Here is a 20078-nt window from a genome sequence, read left to right as displayed (position 1 = left end):
ATGAGTACATCACTTATGGAGGTGGATTTCATGGCAAAAGGAAAAAAGGTTGTGCCGGAAAGTCATCAAGCATTGGATGCTCTAAAGTATGAAATTGCTGCCGAGTTGGGACTTCCGGTTGGGAAATCAGTTGCTGCAGATGCTAATGTTGAATTTGCAACAGAGTTAGGCTCGATACCGGCTCATTCGGTTAGAGAAGATTACTGGGGACATATCGCGTCTCGTGATACAGGGGCTGTTGGCGGAGCCATTACGAGCCGTCTGATTCGCAAGGCTGAAGAAATGATGTTGAACTTATAATTACTTTGTTAATTTTTTCAGAACGTATGCAATATTATTGACAGTCCTACTCAAATCCAGTAACATAGCTTAAGAAGGTCATGTAAAACCTTTTCCTGACGGAAAAGGTTTGATTTTTTGTATGATGCAATTGTTTAGATTGCCATAAAGCTAGCAGCTTTAAAGGTTCAAGAAAGGCTTCCTCTGACACGAAGGCGTCTTTGTTGAAGAGCTTCGATTAGAAGCGTTTCTTTTAATTAATAACTATTATTGGGAGGTCGATAATATGACAATTCCACGCGGTCGACGCTTATTCACTTCTGAATCCGTAACGGAAGGGCATCCGGATAAAATTTGCGACCAAATCTCCGATGCGGTTTTGGATGCATTCCTTGCAAACGATCCTAATGCTCGCGTAGCATGCGAAGTTTCGGTAGCAACAGGCTTGGTACTTGTAATTGGAGAAATTTCGAGTCAATCGGAATATGTCGACATACAGTCCATTGCCCGTCAAACTATTAAAGAAATTGGATACACCCGTGCAAAATTTGGCTTCGATTCGCAAACTTGTGCAGTTCTTGTATCGCTAAACGAACAATCGCCCGACATCGCTCAAGGTGTCAATAAGGCGTTGGAAGCACGCGAAGGTCTTATGACGGACGAGCAGATCGAAGCGATCGGTGCGGGCGACCAAGGCATGATGTTCGGTTTTGCCGTGAATGAAACGCCTGAATTAATGCCGCTTCCAATTTCTATTGCCCACCAGCTCTCCCGTCGTTTGACGGAAGTGCGTAAGAACGGTACTCTGCCGTATTTGCGTCCGGATGGTAAAACGCAAGTAACGGTTGAATATGAGGGCGATACTCCGGTACGTGTCGACACGATTGTAGTATCCACTCAGCACAGCGAAGATATTACTTTAGAACAAATCCAAGCAGATATTAAAGAACATGTTATCAAGCCGATCGTGCCTGAGAAATTTTTGAGCAGCGATACGAAATATTTCATCAACCCTACAGGTCGTTTTGTTATCGGTGGTCCTCAAGGGGATGCAGGCTTGACGGGACGTAAAATTATTGTCGATACGTATGGCGGCTATGCTCGTCATGGCGGCGGTGCGTTCTCCGGAAAAGATCCGACGAAAGTTGACAGATCCGGTGCCTATGCAGCAAGATATGTAGCTAAAAACATTGTCGCAGCCGGATTGGCCGATAAATGCGAAGTGCAGCTTGCATATGCGATCGGTGTAGCACAGCCGGTTTCGGTAGCGGTCGACACGTTCGGCACTGGTAAAGTCAGCGAAGAGAAGCTGGTTGAAGTGGTTCGCAAACATTTTGACTTGCGTCCTGCGGGCATTATTAAGCAGCTGGAGCTTCGCAGACCGATTTACAAGCAAACCGCCGCTTACGGACATTTTGGCCGTAACGATGTGGACCTCCCGTGGGAGCGTACGGATAAAGCGGAATTGCTGAAACGCGATGCTTTAGCGTAATTTATGGAGCAAAACCCCGGTTCTTCGGAGCCGGGGTTATTTTTATAATGTCAGAATTTATATGTTTTCAGCGGAGCTGAACAATTCTGATATTTCAAGAAAACCTACATTTAAATCGCGGTCGCTCATCCTTGAAAAGCCTCGGTATAGGTTTTCTTATTCTACAACCCGGATCCGGGAAAAATCCATTAGCAGAATGCGGTTTGATTTTGCTGAATTAGCAACTCTTTGATTTTTCGCCAATAATTCGTAACTTTTTTAATAGTAATAGAGTCTATAATAAAGGAGAGTGAGATCAGGAGGGAGAAACTACGTGAGTACACACAAAGTATGGGTATCGGTAACTTCTTTTGTGTTGTCGGCTATGATTGGGATTTCGCCTATTTTGTCGACGGCTACAGCCCAGGCGGAGGCGGCAGAGCCAACCGTTACGATGGTAAGCCAGGAAATATTAACGTCAGGCGCCACTTTAAAAAAATATGTTTGGAAATCGACACGAAACTCGAAAGAAATTACAACAAACGGTAATGTAGTAGAAGTCGATTTAACCAATCCGAATGTAAAATTGGATGTAATGACAGGCACGAACAACCAATTTACGAAAAAGCAGAGCGTATTGGCGATGGCCAAAGAAACGAAGGCCGTAGCGGGCGTTAACGGTGATTTTTACAATACGCAAGCCGAAGGCGTGCCGATGGGACCGGAAATTTCAAATGGGCAGCTGATGGCGACTCCGCCGTATTTGCCGGGCTTCTATTCGTTTGCCTTATCGAAAGATAATGTGCCGATAGTCGATTTGTTTACTTTCGCAGGATCGGTAACAGCCAGAGACGGAGCTAAATTCCCGCTGGGAGGCATCAATAAGACTTATTATTGGTTTGAGCCGGGCGGCGAGCATAGTATGGTCGATGCGATGTTTATGTATACAAACGCTTGGGGACAGGCGGATCGTTCGAATGACGGCGTTACGGTGCCGACCGAAGTACTGGTTCAAAACAACATCATTACGAAAATTAATGAAAATACAGTTATCGATATGATCGCTCCTAAGGATGGTTATATTTTGCGTACTTCCGGCAAAGCGGCCGAATTCGTGAAGCAGCATATGAAAGTCGGGGATCCGTTGACAGCCGATTATCAAATTTTGCCGCAGGACCCGAATAAAACGTATGATGCGAAAAACTTTAAGATGATGATAGGCGGCCATACGATCATGGTCGATGAAGGCAAGCCTACGGAATTTTCCCGTGAAGTGGCCAGTTTGTGCTGCAACCGTTCGAGAACGGCGCTTGGCTACTCCAAGGACCAAAAAACAGCCTACATTATTACCGTGGATAACAGCGGCGACAGCAAAGGCTTGAGCATGACTGAACTGCAGCAATTTATGATTAAGGTCGGCGTTTGGAAAGGTTTGAACCTGGATGGCGGCGGCTCGACACAGATGGTGGCCCGTCCATTGGGTGAGTTCAATCCGGTGCTGATCAACAAGACCGAAACGGGTATCGAGCGCAAAGTTGTCAATGGCGTAGGAGTATACTCGACAGCTCCGCAAGGAGAGGTAAAGGGCCTATTTATTCAAGCACCCAATGTACTGTTCGTGAACGAGCAGGCGCCGTTGAATTTTAAAGCCTATGACGAATACTACAACCCGATCGCAACGGACAAGGTAGCAATACCGGCTACATGGACGGCGGAAGCCCAATCGGGCTCGTTTAAAGACAATATATTTACGCCGAGCAAACCGGGAACGGCCAAAGTGACGGCTGTATCCGGAAAAGGCAGTCAATCGGCAGAGATTGAGGTAGCGGGCCGGGATCAAATCGCCAACTTGAAAATAAACGCGGCGAATATTGCTCTAACGGAAGGTGAGACTTACAAACTTCCTGTTATCGCAACAACGAAGTCGGGTAAAACAAGAGAAGTACCTCCTGGTTTGATCGAATGGGAAATTATCGGAATGAAAGCCGAAGTCAAGGACGGCCTGCTTAAAGTGAACAGCCTGCAGGGGACGACCCAGGCGCAGCTGATTGCGCGTTATGACGGTTACAGTACGATGCTGACCATTGCCGTCGGGAAAGACAAGGTGTGGTATGACGTCGATAATTATGCTGTAATGACAATGTCGAGAGCACTCCCTCAAGAAGTTACAGCGTCGGTCTATATTAAAGAAAATGAAGCGAAAAACAAATATTTGGAATTGAACTATGATTTTACCCAAGGCAAGGGAACGAAATGGGCCTACGCCGACTTGGATCAGGGCATTCAAATTGAGGGCGAGCCGCAGCTGATCAAGATGAAAGTTAATGGCGACGAAAGCTTGAATGCGCTGAAAACCGAGATTAAAGATAACAGTGGCAAGGTATACTATGTTGAAGTTGTGCCGAGCCTGAATTGGAAGGGCTGGAAATTAGTTTCGGCCGATTTGTCCGAGTATAACCTTAAATACCCGATTACGGTACGAAATATATATGTGGTCAATGAAGAAATCGGGCAGGATGAGCGCGCGGCGAAAGGCAAAGTAGGAATCGACGATGTTACTTTTTCGTACAAAGGGCAGGTTAACGTTCCTTCGAAAAATTCGGTCAATTTGACGATCAACAAGACAGCGGTATCTGTCAACGGCAAAGGCATGACGCTCGAACAGGCGCCGATTATCGAAAAAGGGAACACGTTGATTCCGATTCGATTCGTAACCGACGCGCTCGGAGGCACGGTGCGTTGGGACGATAAAGAACGGAAGGTCACTGTCATCCGCGGCGATAAAATGGTCGATTTGTGGGTCGACAATTTGGATCTTATTGTGAACGGCCAGCGTATTACGGCAGAGGTGGCGCCTAAAATTATGAACAATTTGACAGTCGTTCCGCTGCGCATCCTATCGGAGAACTTGGGCTGGAAAGTAACGTGGGATGAGAAAACGAAGCAAATTACCTTGCAATAATTAGTCCTATTATCCTCTTACAATCGTGTTGAAATATGTTACTATATTGCATAAGAGCCTATTCGCGTAGGAATAAAGACCGAATAGGCTCCAGTTGGTTGAATCTCCCAAGGAGGGGCATGGCCTGGATGCAAGTGGATGCTTTAGACCGCGTTATAAAAAATGCGATTGATGTCATGGAGAGTAGTAAGTATCAAATATTCGAAATCTGTGAAAGTGTTCGGGCAGAACGGACTGCGCTTAACAACGAGCTGCAGCATGTAATTGAAGAGACGACGGATACAATCGATAAGGTTGACAAGTATGAAATGGAGTACCGCCGGGCCCGTATGAGGCTGACCGAAGTAAGCCGCGATTTTAAACGGTTCACGGAAGAGGATATTCGAGCGGCGTACGAGCTGGCTACCCAAATGCAGACGCAGTTGGCAATGCTCAGGGAAAAAGAAGTCCATCTGAAAGCAAGACGCGATGATTTGCAAAAGCGGATAAAAAATGTGGACCGGCAGCTCGAAAGAGCCGAAACGGTCGTTTCTCAGGTCAACGTAGTGCTGGAGTATTTATCAGGCGACCTGAATCAAGTGACGCGACTGTTGGAATCCGCCAAAAATCGGCAGCTGCTTGGTTTGAAAATTATTTTGGCACAGGAAGAGGAACGGAAGCGAATTGCCCGGGAAATACATGACGGACTGGCGCAAACGATGGCCAATGTCGTGCTGCGGACGGAAATCGCCGAACGGATGTTGACCAAGCATGCGTATTCCTCTGTCAAGGAAGAACTGCGGGATTTGAAAGGACAGGTCCGTGGCGGGATTGAAGAAGTACGCAAAATTATTTTTAATCTGAGGCCGATGGCACTTGATGACCTGGGACTGATTCCGGCGCTGCGAAAATTTGTTCAAGACTATGAGGAAAAGACGAAAATTTCGACAAGGTTTGATCTGATAGGCAAGGACAGCCGTCTCCCCTCGGGGATGGAGGTCGCCATTTATCGGCTGGTGCAGGAAGCGTTCTCCAATGTGTTGAAGCACGCCCATGCATCGCATATTACGCTCGAGGTCACCTTTCAGCAGCAAATGGTGAAAATCGTCGTATCGGATAACGGCGTCGGCTTTGCCGTCGAAAGCATTGATAAAAAGATCGAAAGAGGCAGCCATTACGGCTTGATGGGGATGCGCGAACGGGTTGAGCTGCTCGAAGGCAGAATGGAAATTCAATCGGCCAAAGACGCGGGAACCAAAGTATCACTGCTGATCCCGATTAAACTAACGTCAAAGGAGGAGTAATTAATGGATTTAATAGCAACTTCAAAACGTAACATCAAGCTAGTTCTGGCCGATGACCACCAATTGTTTCGCGAAGGGGTAAAACGTATTCTCAATATGGAAGCTGATCTTGAAGTCGTCGGAGAATGCGGGGACGGCATCCAGGTGATTGAGCTGTGCAACGCTTTGAACCCGGATATCGTATTGATGGATATTAATATGCCCATTGAGAACGGCGTCGTCGCGACAGAGAAGCTAAAGGAAATATTTCCGGACATTAAAGTGATCATCTTATCGATTCATGATGACGAGAGCTATGTGTTCGAAACGCTCCGTAAAGGAGCCTCAGGCTACTTATTGAAGGATATGGAAGCGGAGTCGCTGATTAATGCCATACGTTCCGTTGTTGCGGGGCATGCATACATACATCCGAAAGTAACCGGCAAGCTGATCAACCAGCTGCGCCGTATGACATACTTGGATGAAGTGGGCGTTGCCGGCTCGGGAGCCGCTCCCAAAGAAGCCGGAGTCAAGTACATACATACCGATAGCAGTCCTTTAACGAGAAGGGAAGCGGAAGTGCTTCGCTTGATGGCTGAAGGAAAGAGCAATAAAATGATCGGCGAGTTTTTATTTATTAGCGAGAAAACCGTCAAAAATCACGTAAGCAGCATTTTGCAAAAAATGGAAGTTGATGATCGTACGCAGGCTGTTATTATCGCTATCAAAAATGGATGGGTAACGCTGTAACGAATGAATTTTACAAGGGGATTCGCAGTATCGGTCCAAGATCTATTTTCCGTCCGGAGAGGAACCAACCAACCTGTTGCCGCATATAATGGGTTTAAGGGAGGGAGCCGCGATGGTGTTAGGATTATTGTGGATCTTTGGCAGCTATGCTGCGGGTATCGCCTTGGTGCATTGGTTTTACCGGCACAGCCGGAACGAGCGTAGAACAATCACGCATTTTTTGCTCATTACCTGTAACAGCCAGCTGCAGGTTGAATGGTATATTCGGTCTTTGCATTTTTTTTCGCGGCTGAAAGGCAGAGACATTCAAATCACGATTGCGGATGAAGGCTCGACGGATGATACGTTGGCTATTGTCGAACGTATGCGTCGAGAACATCAGATGGATATAAGCAATTTTGAAGCGGACGGTTCGTTGGAGGAATGGATTGTCCGGCATGAAGATAAGCAGGTTATCGTGGTGCGTCTCGGACAGCAAGAAGAACTGGTAACCGCTTACAAGATGTTTTGAAAAATGAGTAGGCGGTGACGGATGAAAGTTACTTTATATTCCGTGAGGGGCGACCGCATGAACATGTGGCATATCTCCTTGGATATAAATGCGGATCTGAGCTATTGGTTCGGTCAGCATCATGATTCGGTTCGGATCTGGATGCTGCAGCCGGCCATTTCGTATGGACAAGCCGTAGCGCTAATGGAAGAGCTGAATGAAGCTGCGCGCGGCGGGGGCAAGAAAACGGAAACTGCATCCAGCCCTGAGCTATGGCTTGACAGAATAAACCGGCATTTGTCGGCAGCGGGAATCGGAGCATCTTCCGCTGAAGGCGGTTTAAGCCGGCATTTGGTGGAATGCGACTTGAAGCAGTGGGAAGCTTATCAAGCGAGCCTGGCAGACCGGTTGCTGCGTATCGATGCAGCTGAGCTGGCGGCGTTTGTCGACGCCATGCAGGGCCGAAGCTTGCTGATGGATGAAGTCATGCAGCTTATCGAGCATCGTGGGCTGACAGAGGCAGCCTCCCAGCCGCTGGCTTATGTGCAAATGGGCTGCTTAACCGGGGCATTCCGGTTGAATCAGGGTGTCAGAGCTGTGAAGCAGCGGCGCAGATTCGCGTTACTAAGCCCGAAAATGTCCTACCAGTGTCACCGCTGCGGCGGAACGGACGAGCATCTGGCTTATGCCGAGTGTATGTTTTGCTGTGTGCCCTGCCCTTATTGCGAGCAGTGCTTAACGATGGGGCGCTCGCGTTATTGCTCGATTGTTGTCAGTGCCTCGTCCCATGAGACGACATCTTATCAAAAGCCGGAGCCGTTCGGACAACATGCGGCAGAAGCGACAGCATTCGAGCCGTACTTGCAGCCATGGGGGCTCAGCGAAATTCAGGCCGAAGCTTCGCTCGAAGCGTTGAAATTTTTGAAAGGAAATGAATTACAGCCAGCCGTTAAATCGGCACCTGAGCTCGAATCCCGGAAGTTTCTCATATGGGCTGTCACCGGAGCGGGAAAAACCGAAATGATTTTTCCGTTGATCCAATATACCGTCGCCCACGGAGGCAGGGTCGTCGTAGCTACGCCAAGGCGCGACGTCGTGCTGGAGCTGAAGCCGCGGCTGGAGAAGGCGTTCGCGCCGGAGCCTGTAGTGACGCTGTACGGCGGCAGCGAGCAGCGATGGGATAGCGGCAGCATAACGATTGCGACGACGCATCAGCTGCTGCGGCTCCATCACGCTTTCGACCTCGTCATCATTGACGAGCTCGACGCTTTTCCGTATCATAACAACCCGATGCTGCAGATTGCGGCACAAAACGTGTGCAAGCCCGGAGGCGCCACCGTATTGTTGTCGGCAACACCCCCCAAGCATCTTCAGAAGGCGGTTCAGCGCCGTCAACTACCTCATGTGAAAGTAGCTGCCCGGTATCACCGGCAGCCGCTGCCTGTACCCGTCCTCATGAGCATACCCCCACTGGTACAGCAGCTCCAACAACATTCCATACCCGTCAAGCTAAAGCATAGTATGATGGCTTCTTTGCAAAGAGGGGCGCAAGTATTTGTGTTCGTCCCCAAAATTAATATGGTCGAGCCGTTGACCCGGCTGCTCAGCGAATTATTTCCCGGCATACAGGTGGAGGGGACTTCATCCAAGGACGGCAGCCGTACGGAAAAGGTAATCGATTTCCGCAGCAAGCAGGTGCGCATGCTGGTTACGACCACCATATTGGAGCGCGGCGTCACCATTCCGAAGTCCGATGTGTTTATTTTGGACGCGGATGCGCCGATTTTTGACTCCGCTGCGCTGGTCCAAATGGCTGGCCGGGCCGGACGGTCCATTGACGATCCTGCGGGATCCGTCTATTTTGCGGCAAAGGAAAAAACGCGCGCACAAGCCGAGGCGGTTCGGCAGATTAAAAGCATGAACGCATTGGCGCGCAAAAAAGGTTATTTACGTGAAAAGGAGGTGACGAAATCGTAAAGCATTCAACCCGTCCCCATAACCGGTTGTCTCTGCTGCATTGGCTGCAGCAGCTTCGGCTCAAAGCCGAGTCGCTGCTTTCCGCCAAACGGTATCCTTGCTTGTCCTGCAGCTCCACCTACACCCGGCTGTGGGAGCTTCCGCTATGCCATGCTTGCGCTGAGGCCATTCCTTGGATTTACCAGGTTAGCTGCGAACGGTGCGGCCGGCCGGACGTATGTCCGGACTGTATCCGGCGCAAGGAGCCGCATTTTGTGAGCAACCGCAGCGCCGTCAGCTATGACCCTCTCATGAAAGAGTGGCTTGGCATGTACAAGTATCGCGGCCACGAGAGAATGCGACAGCTGATCGGAACGATGCTGCTTCATGCGTATCATTTGCATCGGCAGAGCGGACCGCAGCAGCTGCAGGGAAGCGCGCCCAAACGGCTGGAGCTTATCACCTATGTTCCGTTAAGCGATCAAAGGCTGTCCGAGCGCGGCTTCAATCAAGCGCAGCAGCTTGCCGAAGAGCTTGGCCGCAAAACCGGAATACCGGTCGTTCCTCTGCTGCAGAGGCTGCGCCATACGGATAAACAGAGCTTCAAGACAAGGGGAGACAGGCTGGAAGATTTGCAGGGCGTTTTCGGAGTACCGCTCTCGGTTAAACAGAAGCATGCACAGTGGTTCGCAGAAGCTGCGGTTACCGTCTATATTGTCGACGATGTGTACACGACAGGCAGTACGTTGAACGAGTGCGCGAAAGCGATCAAGCAGCATTTTCATGCCGAAGTTTGCGGAATCAGCTGGGCCCGGTAATTGCGTGCTTTTTCATCGGAAGTGTTGTACCGAACCCAAGCAAATACTATAATGGGAGGTACAGCAGCGATTGGCACGGAGCAGAAAAACAATTCATTTTTAGACGAAAAAGGGGAATGATGATGAGTTTAAATGTCGCAAACTGTCACCGGTGCGGAAAGGTGTATGTCAAAAACAATTACGGCATGTGCGGAAGCTGCATCAAGGATATCGATCAGCAGTATGAAAAATGTTTGAAATATTTGCGGGAGTACCGTTCCTGCTCCATCAACGAGCTGAGCGAAGCAACCGGAGTCACTATCGGCCAGATTACGAAATTTATTCGTGAAGGCCGCATCTCGATCAAGGGAAACCCGAACATGTTCTATGACTGCGAAGTGTGCGGTACTTCGATCCGGGAACATACGATGTGCGAGCCTTGCCGCTCCCGGCTGGCAAAGGAAACGAATCAACTGCAAGAAGATGAGATGCGGAGAAAAATTCAAGACGTGCTGGACAGCAAAGCTTCTTATAATATCCGGGACCGCTTGAAAGATCGTCATTAATCGAGGCATTATCAAAATTGCATATAAACTTTTCCGATAACTTCACCGATAAAAGTAGTAACGCTTTTACGGTGAAGTTATTTTTAGGTAAACACGAGGTGGTTGGGATGAAGATCGATGGAACGAACAGAGTCGGCGCCGTGAATAAATATCAGAAGACGCACGATTCTTTTACGGCCACGTCGTCCGGCAAAGCCGGAAAAAAGAAAGACCAGGTTGAAATTTCGACGGAAGCCAAGGAGCTTTTGGGTTCGCACAGCCCGGCATCGGCAGATCATTCGAGAGAGCAGATAGATGCTTTAAAATCGTCGGTTGCAGCAGGTACGTATAAGGTCGATGCCCGAATATTGGCGGAGAAGCTGCTCCCTTTTATTAGGTAACGATTATTCTGGATATTAGGTGGATGAGCATGGCATTCCAAGCCTTGATTCAAACGATGACGGCATTAAACGATATACATGACACCCTGCTCGTATTGGCGGAGCAAAAGAAGCAGGTGCTGGTCCGCAACGATGTGGAGCAGTTAACGCAGCTTGTTTCCAAAGAAAACAAGCTCATCAAACAGATCGGCGAGCTGGACAGGCAGCGGGTTGAGGTGATCGGGCAGTTTCTGATCGAGAAGGGCTACAAGCCCAATCCGAAAGTTACGGTCAGCGACTTGACGAAGATCATTTTTAACATTGACGAAAAGAAGCAGCTTCTGGGGCTGCAGAAACAGCTGATGGGCACGATCCGCAAGCTGAGGGAGATCAATCAATTGAATCAACAGCTTATTGAGCACTCCTTGTCGTTTATCGATTATTCGTTGGATTTGATCGCAGGTCCGCCGGAGGATGATGTACTTTACCAAAACCCACAGCAGCAGCATTACGCGCAGAAGCGCAGAGGGTTGTTTGACACGAAAGCATAATGATTTTTCAGTTTGAACGGCGAAAGGAGTAACCCGATATGCGCTCGACGTTTACCGGATTAGAAATATCCAAACGCGGATTATTCGCGCAGCAAGCTGCCTTGCAAACAACAGGCCACAATATTACCAATGCCAACACACGCGGATTTTCTCGTCAGGTAGTCAACATGGAAGCATCCCGTCCTTTGGAGAATTTAGGGATGCAGCGCAGCACCGTTCCAGGTCAAAACGGCCAAGGTGTCGAGATTAATAGTGTAGTTCGTATTCGGGAGCAATTCCTGGACAAGCAGTTTTACAATGAAAATAAAGGCTTGGGCGAGTGGTCTGTACGCAGGGATACATTGGAGAAGCTTGAGGCTATCGTCAACGAGCCTTCCGATACGGGCATGAGACAAGTTTTGGATAACTTCTGGAACTCGTGGCAGGAGCTTAGCAAGCAGCCTGATAACCTGGAAACGAGAGCTGTAGTTAAGGAAAGCGCATTGGCGATGACCGACGCTTTTAACAATGTAGCCAAGAAGTTGAACGATCTGTCCTTGGACTTGGCGGATAACATCAGTGTGAAAATAACCGAGGTGGATTCGACCCTTAAGCAAATCGCCGCTTTAAACAACGAAATTTTCCGAATCGAAGGCTTAGGCAACAACGCGAACGATCTACGGGATCAGAGGGATGTCTTGGTTGATGATTTGTCCAAAGTCGTCAATGTTACTTTGCAGGAGGAGTCTAACGGTTATACCATTAGAATGGGCAATGTCGTGTTGGTAACAGGCGACACAGCAAATGCTTTTACAAATGCGACCGTCCAGGCTGCATATCCCAATGATTTGACTAGTGGCGAATTGTTTGGACTAACCTACTCGCAAGCCAACTATGTAACCGAATATAAAAATCAATTGAACTCAATGGCGGCCACATTAATAGATGAGGTCAATAAAGTTCATAAGCAGGGTTACACGCTGAAGGATCCTGCCACCTTGGGCGGCAATTTCTTCAATCCTGTTGTCGATCCGTTGAATGCTGCGGCAACTTTTAGTGTGAGCTCTGCAATAACGAGTGACGTTGAGAATATTGCGGCTTCTATGCGCAAGGACGATGTTACGGGCAAAGTAATCAAGGGGAACAACGAGCTGGCCCTGAAAATGGCCGACGTCAAAAACACGAAGTATAACTTTAATGGCTCCGGAGTTCAGAAGATCATACTCAATGGAGGAACATTTGACGAATTTTTGAGAGCCGTCGTTTCCGAGCTGGGGGTAAAAACGCAGGAGGCCGAGCGACAAGCGACCAATCAGAAAATTCTTGCAGATCAATTGGAATCAAGAAGGCAGTCGGTGAGCGGCGTTTCCCTGGACGAGGAAATGGCGAATATGATCAAGTTTCAACATGCTTACAATGCGGCAGCGAGAGCGATGACAACGTACGATGAGGCTTTAGATAAAGTGATTAACGGCATGGGTGTAGTTGGAAGATAGCAGATTATGTTTAAGAAAGGGTGAGCGCAGTGCCGACAAGAGTTACGCAAGGCATGCTTAACATACAGCTGCTTCGCAATTTAAATAATAACTTAACCAGAATGGATAATTTGCAAAATCAGCTGGCTACCGGCAAGCGAATCAATAAGCCTTCGGATGATCCGGTCGGTATTAGCTTCTCGCTGCGCTATCGCAGTGAACTGGCATTGAATGATCAGCATCAGAGGAATGTCGATGGTGCCATTTCTTTTCTGGATTATACGGATACGATGTTGGACCAGGCGGGCAGCGTCATTCAGAGAGCCCGTGAGCTTGCTGTTGCAGGGGCTACCGGAACGAATTCAGAGGAATCCATGAATGCTATAAAAATTGAGATCAATCAGCTGAATGAGCAGCTATTGGGAATAGCTAACAGTCGATTTAACGGAAAATATGTGTTTAATGGTCAAAAGACAGATTTGAAGCCGTTCGAAGATGTTTCGTCTGCAGGTATAACCGAAACCGATACGAAAGATATTGAATTTGAAATTGGCGTCGGCGTGAGATTGCCTATAAATAAAACCGCAAGTGAAGTGTTTGGAGCTCCAGGCGGAGAAGATAACATTTTTAACATACTGAACGAGCTGTCAAATTCGCTACAGAATCAAGATACTAAGGGTGTAGGCAATGCTATTGAACTGATAGATTCCAGAATGAATAAGCTCCTGGCTGCACGCTCGGATGTAGGCGCGAAAACGAATCGGATCCAATTAGCGGAGGATCGACTAAAGGATATCGATATCAATTTGCAAAGTTTGCAGTCTAAAACAGAAGATGCGGATATGTCGCAAGTCATTACGAACTTGAAAATGGATGAGAATGTGTATCAAGCATCACTATCCGCGGGGGCCCAATTAATTCGACCGAGTCTGGCCGATTTTCTTAGATAAGGAGTAACTGGAATATGTCAGGCATTCCTCAACTTCAAATTCGTCAGCAGCCAGCTCTACTTGGGATTGATGCTGATTTAGGCACCCAGGACATTCAGCAGCCGCGCGCTACATTCGAGATGACGACGGAACGTCCTAAACAGGATATTCGGCAACCGCGAGGAGAACTGGTGATCGATCAGACTCGCGCCTGGGATGCTTTAGGGATTGGACCTTCATTAGAAGTATTCAGCCGTATTTACTCTCAAGGGAGAGAAATAGCCCTTCGTGGTATTGCCCGACGCGTGGAGGAAGGGAACCGCATGGCTCAAATCCAAATCGATGCCAACCCATTCGCGGAAATTGCCAAAAATGTCGACCGTAATTTTTCGGAATATGATTATGCAGGTGAAGCATCATTCGATAATGTCGATATTTCTTACACGGCACATAAGGCAGAGATCAATACCATAGATGGTAAAGTTAATTTAAATACGCATCCTAACCGTGTTGAATATGAGTATCATCGGGGCAAGCTGGATATTTATATGCGACAATATCAAAGTATCGAAATAACGGCACCTGAAATTGATTATAGGTTCTAAAGCTGTATAATGAAGCTAATGTAGCTGTTATACGGCTTTTTTATTTACTAGGTTATCATTTATATGGAAAGGATTGAATCCATGAAAATCGCAACCTTACATTTTGGCGAGATGGAATTTACGGAACAGGATGTATTTCATTTTACGCAAGGGCTGCCAGGCTTGGACGATCATCGGCAATTTCTGTTGATTCCGCTAGAGGAGGGGATTCCTTTTTCATATCTGCAATCGGTGGAGGAAGGTAATTTGTCGATTTTAGTGACGAATCCATTCGATTTTTTTCAGGATTATGATTTTTCTTTATCTGAAGAAGTACGGCAGGAATTGAGAATAGAGGAGCCCATTGAAGTAGAAGTTTGGTCGGCAGTTACGGTCAACGAAGATTTAATGGAAGCGACAGTTAATTTATTGGCGCCTATTGTAGTAAACTCCAAGAAAAGAATAGGCAAACAAATTATATTGCATGATTCGAGCTACCATGTAAAGCATCAGCTTCCGTTGGCAATTGCCGATGAATCGACTAAGTGAGGGGGATGACCATGCTCGTATTATCGAGAAAAAAAGGCGAGTCGATCATGATAGGGGATCAAATTGAACTGGTCATCCTCTCCTTGGAAGGTGACAATGTACGGATCGGAATTAATGCCCCCAAGCAAGTGGGAGTCTTCCGCAAAGAAGTTTTCGAATCCATTCAGAAAGCCAACCAAGAAGCAGCCAACAATACCGTTAGTCCGCAAAATATTGGGAAACTGATAAGGAAAAAGCAGACGGATTAATTCGAATAACTGAAATTGAAAAAAATATCGAAAATAATCGCAAATAGCTATTCATTTTAATATGACAAATTACGATAAAATAAATAGCGGCAAATGTAGGGCGGCCGACCTATGTGAAGCCTCAATTAATCCACATGGATGTGGAATACGAACCTTCAAGGAGGAAGAAATCAATGAGAATTAACCACAATATCGCAGCATTAAACACGCATCGTCAATTAACAGGAAACACTGCAGGCGCAAACAAATCGCTTGAGAAATTGTCTTCAGGTCTACGTATCAACCGCGCTGGCGACGATGCAGCCGGACTGGCAATCTCCGAGAAAATGAGAGCACAAATCCGAGGCTTGGATATGGCTTCCAAGAACGCTCAAGACGGGATTTCCTTGATCCAAACAGCTGAGGGTGCTTTGAATGAAACTCACTCTATCCTGCAACGTATGCGTGAATTGGCTGACCAATCCGCGAATGGAACGAACACAGCTGATGATCGTGCGGCTCTTCAAGAAGAAGTTAAACAATTGAAAGACGAAATCGACCGTATCGGTAACACAACCGAGTTCAACACGCAAAAATTGTTGAATGGCGCTTTGAAAGGTGCTCAAGGCGGTAGCGTTGGCTCTAACGTGACAACTGGTGCTATTGTTGCTAAGTTGAGCGGTGCTAGAATGTCTGGTGCGCGCACAATGGCAAGCGGGGTTCCAAGCGGCGGTAATTTTATTAAAGAAACTATTAATATTGATGGCTACGAAATTGAAGTTGACTGGTCAACACTTACAAATGCCGAGAAAAATACTCTCTCTGGTATTACTGGAAGCAAAGGCACACGACAAGCGGCTATCGATCTGATTGTTAACAAAATTAATGAAGCTATCGATAAATCCGGTAAAAATGCTTCCCATGTTACTGCATATACAAATTCTAGTGAACAATTTATACTGCAGAGTGCGACTAAAGGTGTAAATTCGGAAATCTCCCTCACTGTTAGCGGAGGCGTTGTAAGTAATCTTTTAGCTAGTGGGTCGTCAGTTGTTGGGACAACTAACTATAACGGTTCAACAATTGCAGCGCAATCTGGCGATATGAGAATTGGAAACATCAATCTTCAAGTTGCTCTAACCCAGATTAGTGGTGGAATCACTATGGAGTCAGGAGCAGCTATTATTGCATCGGGTATCAATGCAGCTATTTCCGGTTACAACGCTGGTAACGGTTATACATCAGGAGATGCAAACTTTATCGAGAAAGTATCGGTAACTGTATCGAAAGACGGCAGATTTGAGGTTTCCAGCCCGACTGGACCTATTACTTTCACTGACCGTCCTGGAAACACTGGATTTGCTGACCTCGGATTGAGCTCAGCTCAAACAGAAGCTGCAGCGGGTGGCGGTATGACGTTCCAAATCGGTGCAAACCGAGGTCAAACGATCAGCTTCGCTATCGGTGATATGCGTTCTGCGGCGCTGGGTATTTCTTCCGTAGATATTTCTACAGCAAGCCAAGCTTCCCAAGCTTTGGACACGCTTGATGCAGCTATCAAAAACGTATCTGCACAACGTTCCAAAATGGGTGCTGTTCAAAACCGTCTGGAGCACACAATCAATAACTTACAAACGGCTTCCGAGAATTTGACGGCCGCTGAATCCCGTATCCGTGACGTTGACATGGCGAAAGAAATGATGGATTTCACGAAATCCAACATCCTTTCCCAAGCGGCTCAAGCGATGCTGGCTCAAGCTAACCAACAACCTCAAGGCGTACTGCAATTGCTTCGTTAATTTTGATAAGTTTTCAAGAACCTCGAACAAAGTTCGAGGTTCTTTTCTTTAAAATCAAGGAGGTAGATATTTTTTGAGTATGCTTACTTGGTGAACATCCTGAATACCATCAGAATTATCCGTACAATAAGCTAATAATTTGAGGGGATTAACCCGATAATTTATATATGTTACTATTTTATAGAACATTCATTTCGGGAGGAACAGAATGAATTATAGGAAAAAGAAGATAATCCTTTTTGGTGCTGGAGAAGGAGGATATACGACTTACTTTCATCTCGATCAAAGATTCGATGTGATTGCATTTGCGGATAACGACCCGTCAAAATGGGGCACAACATTTTTATCCAAGTCCATTATAGCGCCAACAGATATTATGCAGTATGATTTTGACTATATTATTATTTCCAATATTCATGGGACTATTATTAGAAAGCAGCTTCAAGAAGAATTAAACATCCAACCCGAAAAGATTATAGATTATTTCAACAACCTATGGATGGACACACGTGTTGCAACGCTGCGTCTGGTGGCTAATGAAATATACGATAATAGTATTTCAGGAAGTGTAGCTGAGTTTGGCGTTTTCAAAGGCGAGTTTGCCAAATATATTAATGAAGCTTTCCCGGACAGAAAGCTATATTTATTTGACACCTTCAGCGGATTTGATGAAAGAGATGTTGCCGTAGATATAGAGAATAATTTTTCGAATTCAACTGTTGGTGAGTTTAATTATTCTAATGTTGAGTCCGTACTTGAGAAAATGATACACAGAGACAACTGCATAGTCAGAAAGGGATATTTTCCCGAAACCGCAAACGGGTTAGATGATCAGTTCGCATTTGTAAATATTGATGTTGATCTCTACTCACCGATCTATGAGGGCCTCAAATATTTTTTTCCTAGGATGACAGAGGGAGGATATATCTTTGTTCATGATTACAACAGTGTAAGGTTTGAAGGGGTAAAACACGCTGTGAAGAAGTTTTGTAATGAGACAAACGCAAAATTACTACCGTTAAGCGATCTATGCGGATCAGTGGTTATTATTAAATAGAACGATAAGGATGATTTAGTGTGAAAGACATAGCCATTATGTATCACTATGTCCAGGCTCCAGGGTTGAAAGGAATCCATCCATTGCATCCCGACTTATTCAAAAAGCAATTGGAATGGGTATTACAGCAATATGAAGTCGTAACGCCGGATCAATTGGGCAAGCCCCATCAATCGAAGCCTCGGTGCGTATTTACGTTTGACGACGCAACTAAGGATCAGTACGAAGTGGCGTTTCCGATCCTTAAGGAGAAGGGAATTCCGGCTTACTTTACGTTAATGTCGGGCGTGTTCGAGAAATTTAAAGTTCCCGTGGTTCATCTTGTGCATGCTGCCTTGTCTTACTTCTCCGATGAGGAAATCTGGGACGACCTTAGCCGCAAAGTTGATGTGACCAAAGTAGCGGAGAACAGCGGCATATACAAATACGAGACGGATATGTTCAGGAGATACAATAAGTACGCGTTGAACTTTTTCTTGTCCGAAGAGGAAAGCAGAAGCATGCTCGAGCCGAAGCTGATTCAAAAGTTTCAAACCTGGGATCGGTTTATCGAATCGTATTACATAAACATGGATGAATGGCGAACAATGCTAAAGGCGGGCATGGTCATCGGAGTTCATGCTGTGGACCATAGGGCTTATACCGGCAATGCGAGTCAATTTTTTGAAGACGAGATCAAGCCTTGCAAGCAATTCATTGAAGATCACCTCGGAATATCACCTAAGTGGTATACGCCAGCTTTTGGTGGGGGAACACTTTGCTGGGCTATGATTGAGCAACTTCGCCCCAAATTGGAATTGGAAGGCTTCAAAGGTGGGTTTACGACCATAGAAGGCTTTAATGAAGGACATAACGATTTTTGGTTGAACCGATTCGATTGTAATCGGATTCCGCCTGTAGGAAATTTCGTGTAAAGGAGTTTACTATGGAAGTTCGGTTATTTAAACGCTCTGAGACATCGGAGTTAATGAGAGCTCTTAATGACTTATGGGCGAAAAATCATATATTAAGTAGAGACGAGACTTTGCTGAACTACATGTTTTATGACCATGCGGTTGTGCAAACCATATTCGGTAAAGACAATTACGGATTTCTCGGCGCTTGGCACGAAGGAGAAATTATCGGGATTCTCGGATTAATGGCCTTCGACATGAATATTTACGGCAAGCTAAAGTTCGGGTTTGCTCCGACCAATTGGATCGTTTCCCCCGAGCACAGGCATACCGGGGCTGGCATTGAATTGATGCGTGCGATGTTGAATTTCAATCCGTCCATCGTGCTTAACCATGGAATCAACGCGAACGTTGCGAGGTTATATAAAGGCATGGGCGGATATCAGGTCATTCCAGACGTTCCTAGATGGATCGGAGTCAACGATGAAGAACGTACAACGGAGCTCCTCCTGGAAGGGAACGGACAACCTATCCGTTATTACGATCCGATTCGCAGTGTAGCGACAACCTCGTCATACCGGGTTTCCGAACAGTTCAACGCGGACAAGTGGGAAGACTTTTATACCAAATGGGCGCGCAGAAACGTCGGCTTTTCTCGAAATGCCGTGTTTATTTCTTGGAGATATATAAACCATCCTTCCTTCAACTATCATATTTTTACGTGTGAAAACGCCGAGGGGGAGTATAAAGGATTGCTCATCCTTCGCAAAGAGCAGATTTTGGACGGCAAGGGACACATCGGACGGATCGTTGAGTTTATTGCCGACGACCAGGATAGCGCGGTGCAGCTAGCTAACGAAGTAGTTAAGTTCTCTCAACAGAACGAGCTGTTGTTCAACGATTTTTATTGCTTCTCATCTATAACGGCTTGGGGGCTCGAAGCGGTCGGATTTAAGCGCGTCATCAAAAGCGAAGCCGACAAGCTCGTCTTGCCTACGAGGTTCAAGCCGTTAGATTTAGAGATTACGCATATGATGGCCGCGATCTACGTAGCTAAAGAACTGCAAGGCAAGATTGATTCGATCAACGATCAAACATGGTATATTACAAAAGGTGACGCAGATCAAGATAGACCCAACTAGG

20 protein-coding genes are annotated in these 20078 nt (G+C 46.6%); all 20 read left to right on the top strand.

All coding sequences use genetic code 11. The features are described 5' to 3' along the window. The first annotated feature begins 30 nt into the window (after nt 1–30). On the top strand, nt 31–300 hold the full coding sequence (locus E1757_RS26670) for an alpha/beta-type small acid-soluble spore protein (RefSeq protein ID WP_133233951.1): 270 nt from the start codon (nt 31–33) through the stop codon (nt 298–300). Nucleotides 301–565: 265 nt separating this feature from the next. After that, nucleotides 566–1771 carry a methionine adenosyltransferase gene (metK, locus tag E1757_RS26665; protein WP_133233949.1) on the top strand — a complete coding sequence of 402 codons (1206 nt, stop codon included), beginning with the start codon at nt 566–568 and terminating at the stop codon, nt 1769–1771. 313 nt (nt 1772–2084) lie between these two features. Further along, complete coding sequence (locus E1757_RS26660; protein ID WP_246079544.1) at nt 2085–4712, top strand: stalk domain-containing protein; 2628 nt, start codon at nt 2085–2087, stop codon at nt 4710–4712. 128 nt (nt 4713–4840) lie between these two features. Then, on the top strand, nt 4841–5995 hold the full coding sequence (locus E1757_RS26655; protein ID WP_133234104.1) for a sensor histidine kinase: 1155 nt from the start codon (nt 4841–4843) through the stop codon (nt 5993–5995). 3 nt (nt 5996–5998) lie between these two features. After that, complete coding sequence (locus E1757_RS26650; protein WP_133233947.1) at nt 5999–6724, top strand: response regulator; 726 nt, start codon at nt 5999–6001, stop codon at nt 6722–6724. 112 nt (nt 6725–6836) lie between these two features. Continuing rightward, the gene (locus E1757_RS26645) at nt 6837–7235 is read left to right on the top strand and encodes a hypothetical protein (protein WP_133233945.1); all 399 of its coding nucleotides are present in this window, start codon (nt 6837–6839) and stop codon (nt 7233–7235) included. Between the two features lie 21 nt (nt 7236–7256). Next, entirely contained in the window at nt 7257–9191 is a 1935-nt protein-coding gene (locus E1757_RS26640) for an ATP-dependent helicase ComFA (protein ID WP_133233943.1), read from the top strand. Between the two features lie 254 nt (nt 9192–9445). Next, nucleotides 9446–9988, top strand: coding sequence for a ComF family protein (locus E1757_RS26635; protein WP_246079542.1), 543 nt, complete (start codon nt 9446–9448; stop codon nt 9986–9988). Between the two features lie 122 nt (nt 9989–10110). Next, complete coding sequence (locus E1757_RS26630; RefSeq protein ID WP_133233939.1) at nt 10111–10533, top strand: flagellar protein; 423 nt, start codon at nt 10111–10113, stop codon at nt 10531–10533. 107 nt (nt 10534–10640) lie between these two features. Then, nucleotides 10641–10913: a flagellar biosynthesis anti-sigma factor FlgM gene (flgM, locus tag E1757_RS26625; protein WP_133233937.1), complete on the top strand. Its 273-nt coding sequence runs from the start codon at nt 10641–10643 to the stop codon at nt 10911–10913. A 29-nt stretch (nt 10914–10942) separates the two neighbouring features. Next, nucleotides 10943–11443: a flagellar protein FlgN gene (locus E1757_RS26620; RefSeq protein ID WP_133233935.1), complete on the top strand. Its 501-nt coding sequence runs from the start codon at nt 10943–10945 to the stop codon at nt 11441–11443. A gap of 38 nt (nt 11444–11481) precedes the next feature. Beyond that, the gene (flgK, locus tag E1757_RS26615) at nt 11482–12918 is read left to right on the top strand and encodes a flagellar hook-associated protein FlgK (RefSeq protein ID WP_133233933.1); all 1437 of its coding nucleotides are present in this window, start codon (nt 11482–11484) and stop codon (nt 12916–12918) included. Nucleotides 12919–12938: 20 nt separating this feature from the next. Beyond that, nucleotides 12939–13847 (top strand): flagellar hook-associated protein FlgL, encoded by a 909-nt coding sequence (flgL, locus tag E1757_RS26610; protein ID WP_342774600.1) that lies wholly within the window; start codon nt 12939–12941, stop codon nt 13845–13847. A 14-nt stretch (nt 13848–13861) separates the two neighbouring features. Continuing rightward, nucleotides 13862–14431, top strand: coding sequence for a DUF6470 family protein (locus E1757_RS26605; RefSeq protein ID WP_133233929.1), 570 nt, complete (start codon nt 13862–13864; stop codon nt 14429–14431). 81 nt (nt 14432–14512) lie between these two features. Next, a complete protein-coding gene (fliW, locus tag E1757_RS26600) occupies nt 14513–14959 on the top strand; it encodes a flagellar assembly protein FliW (protein WP_165972309.1) in 447 nt (148 codons plus the stop codon). An 11-nt stretch (nt 14960–14970) separates the two neighbouring features. Further along, on the top strand, nt 14971–15207 hold the full coding sequence (gene csrA / locus E1757_RS26595; protein ID WP_133233925.1) for a carbon storage regulator CsrA: 237 nt from the start codon (nt 14971–14973) through the stop codon (nt 15205–15207). A 173-nt stretch (nt 15208–15380) separates the two neighbouring features. Beyond that, a complete protein-coding gene (locus E1757_RS26590; protein ID WP_133234102.1) occupies nt 15381–16985 on the top strand; it encodes a flagellin N-terminal helical domain-containing protein in 1605 nt (534 codons plus the stop codon). Between the two features lie 208 nt (nt 16986–17193). Then, the gene (locus tag E1757_RS26585) at nt 17194–18042 is read left to right on the top strand and encodes a TylF/MycF/NovP-related O-methyltransferase (RefSeq protein WP_133233923.1); all 849 of its coding nucleotides are present in this window, start codon (nt 17194–17196) and stop codon (nt 18040–18042) included. Nucleotides 18043–18062: 20 nt separating this feature from the next. Continuing rightward, nucleotides 18063–18956, top strand: a complete 894-nt coding sequence (locus E1757_RS26580; protein ID WP_133233921.1) for a polysaccharide deacetylase family protein — start codon at nt 18063–18065, stop codon at nt 18954–18956. Nucleotides 18957–19066: 110 nt separating this feature from the next. Beyond that, nucleotides 19067–20077, top strand: coding sequence for a GNAT family N-acetyltransferase (locus E1757_RS26575; protein WP_165972308.1), 1011 nt, complete (start codon nt 19067–19069; stop codon nt 20075–20077). Nucleotide 20078 lies beyond the last annotated feature (1 nt).

The sequence above is a fragment of the Paenibacillus piri genome (assembly GCF_004354045.1).
In the GTDB taxonomy this organism is placed as follows: Bacteria; Bacillota; Bacilli; order Paenibacillales; family NBRC-103111; genus Paenibacillus_S; species Paenibacillus_S piri.
The sequence above is the reverse complement of the archived record's forward strand: the minus strand, read 5'-3'. Positions and strand labels throughout refer to the sequence as shown.